Annotated in this window: 12 protein-coding genes; 7 read left to right on the forward strand and 5 right to left on the reverse strand. The window is 67.6% G+C overall.

Features of this window, described 5'->3' with window-relative positions; genetic code table 11:
* Positions 1-8: 8 nt before the first annotated feature.
* From ACQKIE_RS01945 to ACQKIE_RS01955, 3 genes are read right to left on the reverse strand one after another with little or no spacing between them, the layout of a single operon-like run.
* Positions 9-2,003, reverse strand: a complete 1,995-nt coding sequence (locus tag ACQKIE_RS01945) for a transglutaminase TgpA family protein (protein WP_427455231.1) — start codon at positions 2,001-2,003, stop codon at positions 9-11.
* Positions 2,000-2,956: a DUF58 domain-containing protein gene (locus tag ACQKIE_RS01950; RefSeq protein ID WP_427455233.1), complete on the reverse strand. Its 957-nt coding sequence runs from the start codon at positions 2,954-2,956 to the stop codon at positions 2,000-2,002. The genes ACQKIE_RS01945 and ACQKIE_RS01950 overlap by 4 nt, the downstream gene beginning before the upstream one ends.
* On the reverse strand, positions 2,956-3,897 hold the full coding sequence (locus ACQKIE_RS01955) for an AAA family ATPase (protein ID WP_427455235.1): 942 nt from the start codon (positions 3,895-3,897) through the stop codon (positions 2,956-2,958). Before ACQKIE_RS01955 ends, ACQKIE_RS01950 begins: the two co-directional genes overlap by 1 nt.
* Before the next feature lie 11 nt (positions 3,898-3,908).
* Between ACQKIE_RS01955 and ACQKIE_RS01960 the strand changes: the two genes are divergently transcribed.
* A complete protein-coding gene (locus ACQKIE_RS01960) occupies positions 3,909-5,522 on the forward strand; it encodes an ArnT family glycosyltransferase (protein WP_427455237.1) in 1,614 nt (537 codons plus the stop codon).
* 17 nt (positions 5,523-5,539) lie between these two features.
* On the opposite strand, the gene ACQKIE_RS01965 is transcribed toward ACQKIE_RS01960, so the two are convergent.
* A complete protein-coding gene (locus tag ACQKIE_RS01965) occupies positions 5,540-6,133 on the reverse strand; it encodes a Maf family protein (RefSeq protein ID WP_427456772.1) in 594 nt (197 codons plus the stop codon).
* Positions 6,127-6,573: a hypothetical protein gene (locus tag ACQKIE_RS01970; protein ID WP_427456773.1), complete on the reverse strand. Its 447-nt coding sequence runs from the start codon at positions 6,571-6,573 to the stop codon at positions 6,127-6,129. Before ACQKIE_RS01970 ends, ACQKIE_RS01965 begins: the two co-directional genes overlap by 7 nt.
* A 234-nt stretch (positions 6,574-6,807) precedes the next feature.
* Here ACQKIE_RS01970 and ACQKIE_RS01975 point away from each other — a divergent pair, with 234 nt between their 5' ends.
* The 6 genes from ACQKIE_RS01975 (at position 6,808) to acpP (ending at position 10,775) form a co-directional block, all read left to right on the forward strand.
* Positions 6,808-7,245 carry a YceD family protein gene (locus ACQKIE_RS01975; protein WP_427455239.1) on the forward strand — a complete coding sequence of 146 codons (438 nt, stop codon included), beginning with the start codon at positions 6,808-6,810 and terminating at the stop codon, positions 7,243-7,245.
* 18 nt (positions 7,246-7,263) lie between these two features.
* Complete coding sequence (gene rpmF / locus ACQKIE_RS01980; RefSeq protein ID WP_072321355.1) at positions 7,264-7,458, forward strand: 50S ribosomal protein L32; 195 nt, start codon at positions 7,264-7,266, stop codon at positions 7,456-7,458.
* A gap of 132 nt (positions 7,459-7,590) precedes the next feature.
* Complete coding sequence (locus ACQKIE_RS01985) at positions 7,591-8,559, forward strand: beta-ketoacyl-ACP synthase III (protein ID WP_427456775.1); 969 nt, start codon at positions 7,591-7,593, stop codon at positions 8,557-8,559.
* A gap of 84 nt (positions 8,560-8,643) precedes the next feature.
* Positions 8,644-9,594, forward strand: a complete 951-nt coding sequence (gene fabD, locus ACQKIE_RS01990; protein ID WP_427455242.1) for an ACP S-malonyltransferase — start codon at positions 8,644-8,646, stop codon at positions 9,592-9,594.
* Between the two features lie 22 nt (positions 9,595-9,616).
* On the forward strand, positions 9,617-10,360 hold the full coding sequence (gene fabG / locus ACQKIE_RS01995; RefSeq protein ID WP_427455244.1) for a 3-oxoacyl-ACP reductase FabG: 744 nt from the start codon (positions 9,617-9,619) through the stop codon (positions 10,358-10,360).
* A gap of 175 nt (positions 10,361-10,535) precedes the next feature.
* Entirely contained in the window at positions 10,536-10,775 is a 240-nt protein-coding gene (gene acpP, locus ACQKIE_RS02000) for an acyl carrier protein (RefSeq protein WP_046968734.1), read from the forward strand.
* Positions 10,776-10,862: the final 87 nt, after the last annotated feature.

Here is a 10,862-nt window from a genome sequence, read left to right on the forward strand (position 1 = left end):
CCATGCCCTTATTTGACCACGCGGCGCGCCTTTAATTCCTTCACCTCCCGACGGAATCGGATAACCGATTCAGGCGGCGGTTCGTCATGCCCGTAGCGCGACCGCAAGTAGAGCTCGCTCAACCTTTCCAGCGCATTTCTATGCCCGGGCAACGCGCGCGCGGCGCGTGCAAGGAAATGCCTGGGTCCTTCACCCGGCCTTCGCGACACGCCCACCCGGGCGAGCTTTCGCTGGAGCCGGTGCATCGACGCGTCGAGGGCATCGCCTTCGCGGCGCTGGAAGAGGGCCCAACCCAGCGCCACGGCGACCAGCAAGGCGCACCCGAGGGCGAAGATCATGGCCAGTTCCGACACTTCGGCGCGGGCGATGCCGAACGGCTGCAGCAGTCCCTGCTGACGTAGCGCGTCGAAACCGATAACGCCCCGGTTCCACCATTGGTTGACGACGTCCCACCGGTCGCGGAAGTCGCGAAGCCAGGGCATGTCGAACAGGCCCCCGTCGCCACCGTGCCCGGCGTTCGCCGCGGCGGCGCCCAGCTGTACGCGTTCGGGACGGACCGCCGCGGTCGGGTCGAAGCGGACCCAGCCCCGGCCCGCCAACCAGACCTCCGACCAGGCGTGTGCATCGGACCGGCGGACCAGCAGGTAATTGGCGGTGCGGTTCCAGTATCCACCCTGGTACCCGGTGACCACCCGCGCGGGAAGGCCGGCCGCGCGCATGAGGAAGGTGAAGGCGGAGGCGTAGTGTTCGCAGTAGCCCTCGCGGGTAGCGAAGAGGAAATCGTCGATACGGTCGCGGCCGAGCGGCGCGGGTGCGAGGGTATAGGAGAAATCCGTGTGGAACAGCGCCAGCGCGGCACGGGCAATCGCAGCGCGGTCATCGCCATAGCGCTGCGCCCAGGATGCCGCCAGCGCCCGAGCACGAGGTCCTACACCCGCGGGCAATTGGAGGTTCTCCTCGCGGACGGCTTCGTCCAGCGTTGCCTCCAGGCGATAGCTGGTCGCCGCGAGTCCCGCGAACGTCGTCACTTCGTCGATCCGCTTCGTCGCCAGGACGGTGTGGTCGGCCCGCATGACGGTATCGGCGGGCGCCTCGATCGGCAGGTCGAGCATGGGGACGACGCGGTCGTGCGTCGGCTCGAGCGACAGTTGGTACGCGGTGCGGCTCGCGTACTCCGCGTTCGATGGCGGGCGATTCGCGTGGCGGAAGCCGGGCATCCACGCCCGGCCGTCGAACCACTGCATGGTGAACGCACGGAAATAGCGCGCCGTGTTCGGCGGCGGCGCGCCGACGAAACTCACGCGGAGCGCGGGCGTGTCGTCCGTCATCAGGTCGATCATGTCGCCGGGCGCGAGGCGATTGGACAGCCCGGTCGTTGCTTCGGCGTTCTGCGGCGTGCCCCACAAGGGCGTGCTGAGGCGTGGGACGAAAAGGAAGGCGAAGAGCGACAGCGGGACGGCGGCGAGCAGCGCCAGCAACACGGGCGTGAACTCGCGCTTCCACGGCGTCGCCTCCGGCTCCACTTCTTCGAGCGATCGCAGCGTCGCCAGTGCCGGCACGATGCCCAGGCATACGAAGAAGCTGGCGACCAGGCCCTGGTCGAAGAGGAGGGCGCTCATGAGAGCGAAGCAGGCGAACGCGACGCCGACACGGGCATCGCGGCGGTGCTCGCTCTCCAGCAGCTTGAGCACGAGCAGGCCGACGGCGAACGCGCTGCCCGGTTCGCGCCCGAAAAGCGTGCCGTTCTGCACGATGATGGCGCCGAGCAGCAGGCCGATGAGCGGCAGCTTGATCCAGATCGGGGCATTGCGACCGCCGCTGCGTCGCTGCTGCCAGCGCGCGACGAGGATGATCGCCAGCGTCGGCGTGAGCCACCATGGCAGGTGTGCCGCATGGACCAGCAGCACGAAGCCCATGGTGAGGCAAAGCAGGTCGAACGAGCGCTTGCCCAGTACTGGCTCGCTCGTCGGCCCGCGGCGCAGGGACGGACGGAAACCGGTCATGGCCGCAGCGCCAGGGCGGTCATGCAGCGGTGGTAGTGCTCGTCGCCCTGGGCGACGTCGAAATAGGCATCGGGAAGCCGCAGGCTCCAGCGCCGGCCCGACTCCCTTGCCTCGTCGATCCACCGTGCGAGCCGCGCGATGCGGGATTCATCGTCGAGCCCGTGCATGCCATCCCAGTCCAGTCGCCAGTCTTCCTGGGGCGCTGGCTGTTCGAGGTCCTTCACCAGGAGTCCGTGGTGGCGCGCGCTGAGCTTCCATGCGATCTGCCGGCGTGGGTCGCCGGGGCGATACTCACGCAGCGCGGCCGGCTCGTCGCCGGGGCGCGGACGACCGCGGTCGGTGTCGCCGCGCGGCTCGAACGGTTTCGGACCCAGGGGCTCCGGCCGCGGATAAACGAGCACCGCGCGATCGGGATGCAGCCAGCTCCAGACACGGAACAGGCCCAGCGGCCACCGGCTATGCACGCGCATGCGCGGCAAGGCGAGCCAGCCGCGGAACTCGGTGGGCAGTTCGAATTCCACGGTGCTCGCGCCACCGGCGGGCACCACGAACGCGAATTCGCGGCCCGCCACGTCCAGGCGCACGGCCATGCGCTCGCGCTGGCTGGCACCCACGTCGAGTGATACGTGGATGGCCTCGCCCGCCCGCGCCGTACCCGCGCGGACACCCCCGATGACGAGGCCGTTGAGTACGCGGAAGGCGACGAGCATGCTGCCGGAAGCAGCGGCTCCCAACAGGCAGGTGAGCATCAGCGCCGCGTTGTTCGCATAATTCAGGGCGCCGACCAGCATCACCGCGAGCAGGATGGAAAAGCCCACGCCGAAGCCCGTGGGCACGATGTAGATGCGCCGGCGATGCAACTGGATTGGCAACGGTTCTGGCCGTCGCAACCGGGTGAGCGAGGGCAGGCGGCGTTCCGCCCAGGCCACCACCCGCTGGGCCTGCGGCAGCATCAGGGCACCGGCGTCTCGGCGAGGATGGCGCGGGCGATGGCTTCGCGGTGGCTGCCGCGCGCGGGCACGAGGCGATGGGCCGCGGTCGGTACGAAGACCGTCTGCAGGTCTTCCGGAATGACATAGTCGCGGCCGCTGATCAGTGCCCACGCGCGCGCCGCGGCCAGCAGTGCAAGACCTGCCCGCGGCGACAGGCCGACGCGCACCTCATTGTGCTTGCGGCTTGCGCTGAGCAGGGCCTGCAGGTAATCGAGCAGCGTGCCGCTGGCCTTCACCGCGAGGGCCGCCGCGTGCAACTGACCGATGGAGGCGATGTCGAGGCGTGGTGTAAGGCCCGCCATCATGTCGCGACGATCCTCGCCGACCAGCAGTGCGCGCTCGGCGATGGGATCCGGATAGTCCAGGCTCAGGCGCAACATGAACCGGTCGAGCTGCGAGTCCGGTAGCGGGAACGTGCCCGCGAGGTCGAGCGGATTCTGCGTGGCGACCACGAAGAAGGGTTTCGGCAATTCGCGCGTGACGCCGTCGACCGTCGTCTGGCCTTCCGCCATCGCCTCGAGGAGGGCGCTCTGCGATTTGGGCGTCGCGCGGTTGATTTCATCGGCAAGCAGGAGGCTGGTGAAGATGGGTCCGGGATGGAAGCGGAATTCCCCCCTCTCGCGCTCGTAGACGCTGACACCGATAATGTCGGAAGGCAGGAGGTCACTGGTGAACTGGATGCGCTGGAATTCGAGATCGAACGTGGCCGCCAGCGCATGCGCCAGCGTGGTCTTGCCCACGCCGGGGACGTCTTCGAGCAGGAGGTGGCCACCGGCGATCAGGCAGGCGAAAGCCAGCTTGACCTGGCGCGGCTTGCCGAGCAGCACACCATTGACCTGGGCCAGCGCGGCGTCCAGTCGATGCCGGAGCATTTCATCGTGGAGTGGATTCGTCGCTGACATGATCGATGCGTATGCCCCCCGTCCTGGCCATGTCGATGAGTGAGCGTTCGAGTGTAGCCGTGCCTGCGCGATCCTGGCGAGGCATCTTTCTCGCCGTCTTCGCCGCCTCATGCGTCGCGAAGCTGGTGATAGCGTGCACCTTGTCGCCTTTCGGTGACGAGGCGTTCTATTGGCAGGAAAGCCTCGTGCCCGCATGGGGCTATAGCGACCTCCCACCGCTGACCGCGTGGCTGATCGCACTTTCGGAAAGCGCCCTCGGACATGGCCTCCTGCCCATGCGCCTGCCGTTCCTCATCCTCGGTGCGATCCTGCCCTGGCAGGTCGGTGCGCTCGCCGCGCGCCATGGAGACGAGGCGGTGCGCTGGCAGGCTGCGAGCTTCGCGGCGCTCCTCCCGCTGGCAGGCAGTCTCGGCGTGCTCGCCTTGCCCGATGTGCCTTTGACCTTCGCCATACTCCTCGCGCTGCAAGGCCTGTTGGTCGCGCTCGAGCGGGATCGCGTGCGCGACTGGGCTCTGTTGGGCGTCGGCCTTGCTATGGCATGGATGACGCACTACCGGGCGGCCATGCCGATGCTCGGTGGCCTGTTGTTCCTGTTGCTCACCCCGCGCGGGCGGGCACAGTGGCGGCGCCCCGGACTGTGGCTGGCGATGGGCATCGCCGCGTTGGGACTGCTGCCCATCGTGCTTTACAACCTGCGCGCACACGGCGCCGGCCTCGCTTTCCAACTGGTCGAAAGGAATCCCTGGACGTTCCACGCCGATGCGCTGGTGCAACCGCTCGAACAGGCGCTCGCCTGCACGCCGCTGGCCTGGGCGGCGATGCTGTGGGCTGTCTGGCAGTCGTGGCGCCGCCGGACCGAGGCGTCGTTCGACGTCGTAGCCGTTGTCGCGGGGACTTTCATCGTGGCGTACTTCGTCCTCGGCTTGTTCGCCGATGACCTCCGCTTCCGGGCGCACTGGCCTCTGCCGGGTTACCTCGTCGCCTGCGTGGCGCTGCCGCCGCTTTTGCGGGGGTCGGGAAAGACCTGGCGGCGCATCGTGTACGTCGGATTCGTGCTGGCGGGCGTCGGTCTCGCATCGGGCCTTGCTTACCTCGGTCTTGCCGCTTCCGCGCACGGCGCCACCGCGCTCGCCGGTGTGAAGGCGTTTCCCACGAATTTCACGGGGTGGCGCGAAAGTGCCGCGGCCGCAGAAGCACGCCTGGCGGTGACGCCGGACGCCATCCTCGTCGCGGACAACTTCATGCTCGCCGCCGAACTGCGCTTCGCGCTCGGTGGATCACGGACGGTGTTTTCCCTGGACAGCCCGTTGAACGTGAAGCACGGCCGCGCGCCGCAGCTGGCGGCGTGGCGTTGGGACGAGGCTGGCCTCGCGAAGCAGGCGGGAAAGCGCATCCTGTTGGTGGTGGATGAGTCGAAGCTGCACGACGTCGAAGCGCGGGACTGGCTCGGGTCGGTTTGTGCGCGCGTCGATGTCGAGAAACCGGTGGGGCGCGTGGACGCGTTCGGCGGGCGCCGCCGCTTCGCCTTGTACGAGGGCAGGGCGAAGGCGTCTCGCGGTCCCGCCGGCAACCCGGACGACTGCATCGTCTGGATGGCAGCGTACCGGGCATCCCTGGCGCGGTAAGTCCTAAGCGAGTCCCGCTATGGCAGAACGACGCCCGCTGCGCGCAGCAGGCGCGATGTCGCGATCAGCGGCAGGCCGACCAGTGCGGTCGGATCCTCGTTGTCGATCCGCTCGAACAGCGCGATGCCGAGGCCTTCGCATTTGAAGCTCCCCGCGCAGTCCAGCGGCCGCTCTCGCTCGACGTAACGCGCGATGTCCTCGGTGGAGAGGTCGCGGAAGCGGACGCGCGTCTCGTCGACGTGCGTGGTCGCGTCGCCTTCCAGGTCGATGACGCAGACGGCCGTGTGGAAGACCACGTCCCGGCCGGAGCTGGCGGCCAGCTGGTCGTGTGCCGTGTGCACGGTGCCGGGCTTGTCGAGCACCCGGCCGTCGAGATCGGTCACTTGGTCCGAGCCGATGACGATAGCGCCGGGATGCGTCGCCGCGACGTCCCTTGCCTTGGCTTCGGCCAGTCGGGCGGCGCGTGCCGCGGGTCGCTCACCCACGAGTGGCGCTTCGTCCGTACCGGGCGCCGCCTGCTCGAAGTGGTCGAGGAGGCGGCGCAGGAGGGCGGCGCGGTAGCGCGAGGTCGAGGCCAGGACGACGGTAGGCTGGGGCGACACGCTCAGAATTCCTTGTGGATGTGCTCGCGGACGGCGGTGTCCAGGGCGGTTTGCGCGTCGTCCAGCGCGCGCAGGCGCGGCTCGAGCTGGTGCCGGGCGCGGACGAGGGCATCGACGGCTTCGTCCAGCTCGCGCTGGCTCGCACCGGGCGCCCGATCGCGGATCCAGAGGCGCTGCTGAAGGAGTGCGCGGAGACCCGAATCCACCGCTTGCTGCGCTTCGACCTCGCCGGAGGCGGGGATGTCCGGGCTTACCGACATGACCGCGTGCGCACGCTGGAGCCGGTCGCGGCAGTCCTTGAGATCGGATTCGAGCCGGTCGGCGTTGTCCATCAGGTCCTGCAGGGCGCCGTGCCGACGTCGTGACCGTTGGTGGCGCAGCGTCCACGCGCACAGGCCGACGGCGAGGGCGATCGTCGCGGCAAGTGCATAATAGGCATAGGAAAACACGCGGACTCTTCCCCTCGATGGGCCTGCGGCGGCAAACTGGCCCCAGGGACGGGAGTCTGCCCGAAAGTCGTCGCGCCGCGCAAAAGTGCCGGGTCGCCCTGTCATTTCTCCTAACCGGTTGACTTCAGGCATGTTGATGCCTACCATTTCCCGATTATGTCCGTGACATTGCCATCGTCCGTGGACGCTTGGCGCGAGGTTCGTGCGCGGCGTTCGTTCCAGGGTCAACTCCCCGTGTCGGCGTTTTCGCGCCTGGGCGAGGTGGTCGCGTCCACCGAAGGTGACGTAACCTATGCGCTGGATTTCGGCCGCGACGAGTTCGGTATCGCCTATGTGGCCGTACGCGCGAAGGCAGCATTGACCGTCATCTGTCAGCGTTCGCTGGAACCGTTCCAGCTGCCGGTGGATGTCGATGCCCGTCTCGGACTGATCGTCGAGGAAAGCGAGGAGGCGTCACTGCCCCCCGGCTACGAGGCGTTGCTGGTCGAACAGGACGGCAAGCTCGATCCGGTCGCGACGATCGAGGATGAATTGCTGTTGGCGCTTCCGCTGGTGCCGGTGAACCCGGACTACGTGTTGCCCGACGATGTAACAGGACCCGGCGAGGAAGACACTCCCTCGCCGGAAAAATCTGAAAACCCGTTCGCGGCACTCCGCGGACTCATAAAGTAATTTCGCTGGAGATTTGTCATGGCAGTTGCCAAGAGCCGCAAGACCCCGTCCACCCGCGGCATGCGTCGTTCGCACGATGCGCTGAAGACCGTGCAGCTGTCGACCGATCCGACCAGCGGTGAAGTCCACCTGCGTCACCACGTGACCAAGGACGGCTTCTACCGTGGCAAGAAGGTCATCGACACCCGCGGCGCGGTCGAAGTCGAGGACTGATCTCCCTCATAGGGACGATCACAACGCAGGCGGCGCGGCAACGCGCCGTTTTGCGTTTGTGGCATATGGTTTATCCGGTCCCGGGCAAGCCACGCAGCCCGGGTGAATCCTCCGTCTCATGGGGATACGGTTCTGAAATACGCCCGCATCATCGGTACCGGCAGCGCGCTTCCCGAAAAAGTGCTGACCAATGCCGATCTCGAAAAGATCGTCGACACGAGCGACGAGTGGATCCGCACGCGCACCGGCATCACCCAGCGGCACATCGCGGCCGACGGTGAAACGACTGGCGACCTCGCCTTCCTCGCCGCGCAACGCGCGCTCGAGGCGGCCGGCGTCAAGGCGTCGGAGATCGACCTCATCGTGCTGGGCACGACCACGCCCGACATCGTCTTCCCGTCCACCGCCTGCCTCGTCCAGCACCGCCTGGGCGCGAACGGCTGCGCCGCGTTCGACGTCAACGCCGCCTGTTCCGGCTTCGTCTATGCGCTCGGCGTCGCCAACGCCTTCATGCGCAGCGGCCAGTCGAAGAAGGCCCTGGTGATCGGTGCCGAGACGCTGACCCGCATGGTCGACTGGACCGAGCGCGAAACCTGCGTGCTGTTCGGCGACGGCGCCGGCGCCGTGGTGCTGGAAGCCTCGGACGAGCCCGGCATCTTCACCACGCGCATGCGCGCGGACGGCGGCTTCAAGCACCTGCTCTTCAACCCGGTCGGCGTGTCCGCCGGCTTCAGGGACGAGCCGAACCATGGCGTGCGCATCAGCATGCTCGGTCGCGAAGTCTTCAAGGTCGCGGTCAAGACGCTCGATTCCCTCGTGGGCGAGACGCTCGAAGACGCGGGCATGAAGGAGGAAGAGATCGACTGGCTGATTCCGCACCAGGCGAACCTCCGCATCATCGAGGCGACGGCCAAGCGCCTGAACATGTCGATGGACCGCGTCATCGTCACGGTCGACAAGCACGCCAACACGTCGTCCGGTTCCGTGCCGCTGGCGCTCGACTACGCGGTGCGTTCGGGCAAGGTGCAGCGCGGCCAGAACCTGCTGCTCGAGGCGTTCGGCGGCGGCTTCACGTGGGCCTCGGCGCTGCTGCGTTATTGAGGAGTCTTCCAAACTCCCGCGAATGGTGCATTGGCTCCAGGCTTCCGGCACCATTCGCGGTTTGATGTTCCGGAATCGTCTCGCATGACCTCATCCAGCGCCTCGCTCGCCTTCGTCTTTCCCGGCCAGGGATCGCAGTCCGTCGGTATGCTCGCCGAACTGGCGGCGGTCCATCCGGAAGTCCGCGCCACCTTCGACGAAGCGTCCGAAGGTGCCGGCGTGGACCTCTGGTCGATCAGCCAGGACGGCCCGAAGGAGCTCCTGGACAGCACCGAGAACACCCAGCCCGCGCTGCTGGCCGCCAGCATCGCGGTGTGGCGCGTCTGGGTGAAGCGGGGCGGCCGCATGCCGGCACTGTTGTCGGGCCATAGCCTCGGCGAATACAGCGCCCTGGTCGCCGCTTCCGCCCTCACCCTGAAGGACGCCGCCGGCCTCGTGGCCGAGCGCGGCCGCCTGATGCAGGCGGCTGTGCCGCCGGGCGTCGGCGCGATGGCCGCCATCCTTGGCGGCGACGACGCCCAGATCGCCCAGGTATGCGAGGAAGTGGCGCAGGGGCAGGTCGTCGCGGCGGCGAACTTCAATTCGCCGGGCCAGCTGGTCATCGCCGGCCATGCCGAGGCGGTGGATCGCGTCGTGGTCCGACTCGCCGAATTGGGCGTGAAGAAGGCCATCAAGCTTGCCGTTTCCGTGCCTTCGCACTGCATGCTCATGCGCGACGCGGCAGACCGCTTGGGTGAGCGCATGGCCGCGCTCGCCTGGTCGATGCCGTCCATCCCCGTCGTGCAGAACGCCGACGCGAAGGTGCATGGTTCGGTCGACGACATCCGTGGCGCCCTGATGCGCCAGCTCTACCTGCCGGTTCGCTGGACGGAATGCGTGCAGGCGCTCGCCGCGGCAGGAATCGTCCAGACGCTGGAGTGCGGCCCGGGCAAGGTGCTCACCGGCCTGGTCAAGCGCATCGACAAATCGATCGACGGCAAGGCCATCGGTACGCCGGACGAGCTCGAAGCGGCCCTGGCGCCGGCTGCCGCCTGATCCCCACCACAGGACATTCCCCATGACTTCTACCCTGCAGGGCGAGATCGCCCTCGTCACCGGTGCCAGCCGCGGTATCGGTGCCGCCATCGCCGACCGTCTCGCCTCACTCGGCGCCACCGTCTATGGCACGGCCACCAGTGAATCCGGCGCCAAGGCGATCGGCGAGCGGCTGGCTCCCCACGGCGGCCACGGCCGCGTCCTCGACGTGACGGACGCGCCGTCGATCGACGCCTTGGTCGACGCCATCGCGAAGGAGGCGGGGGCCGTTTCGATCCTCGTGAACAACGCGGGCATCACGCGCGACCAGCTCCTCATGCGCATGAAGGAGGAGGATTGGAGCGCCATCATGGAAACCAACCTCACGTCCGTGTTCAGGACGTCGAAGGCCGTGATGCGAGGCATGATGAAGGCGCGCAAGGGCCGCATCGTCAGCATCGCTTCCGTGGTCGGCGTCACCGGCAATCCCGGCCAGGCCAATTATGCGGCGGCCAAGGCGGGCATCATCGCCTTCTCAAAATCGCTGGCCCGTGAGATTGGGTCGCGCGGCATCACCGTGAACGTGGTCGCGCCGGGCTTCATCGATACCGACATGACGCGCGCGCTCCCCGAAGAGCAGCGGACGGCCTTGCTGGCGGGTATCGCCCTGGGCCACCTGGGTGACGCCGTGGACATCGCCGAGGCGGTCGCCTTCCTGGCCTCGCCGGCGGCCCGCTACATCACCGGCGAGACGCTGCATGTGAACGGCGGCATGTACATGCCCTGATCGACGGGCATCCCGGGCGGGTGGCAGTCGCCACCGGCCCGGATTTGAGAGACAATCGTCATTTCGCGCCTTGCCGGCATCGGCGGGCGTCATCAACGTGATGGCGGCATGCTGGCGGGTACGGTCCTTAGCCACTACAATGCCGCCGGATTTTCCCTCGGGAGGTAAAGGCAACATGAGCACCATCGAAGAACGCGTCAAGAAGATCGTCGTCGAGCAGCTGGGCGTCAAGGAAGATGAAGTCACCACCAACGCGTCGTTCGTTGACGATCTGGGCGCCGATTCCCTGGATACGGTCGAGCTCGTGATGGCCCTCGAAGAAGAGTTCGAGTGCGAGATCCCGGACGAGGAAGCTGAGAAGATTACGACGGTCCAGCAGGCGGTCGACTACATCAAGGCCCACGTCAAGGCCTGATCGATTGCCCTGGTTGTCGATCGGAGGCGTCGCCTCCCGTCGATCTCCGAGCGACACGGAAGCTGCGCCGTCATGGCGCAGTTTTCG

The sequence above is a fragment of the Luteibacter sp. NPDC031894 genome, assembly GCF_050273135.1.
Taxonomy (GTDB): Bacteria; Pseudomonadota; Gammaproteobacteria; order Xanthomonadales; family Rhodanobacteraceae; genus Luteibacter.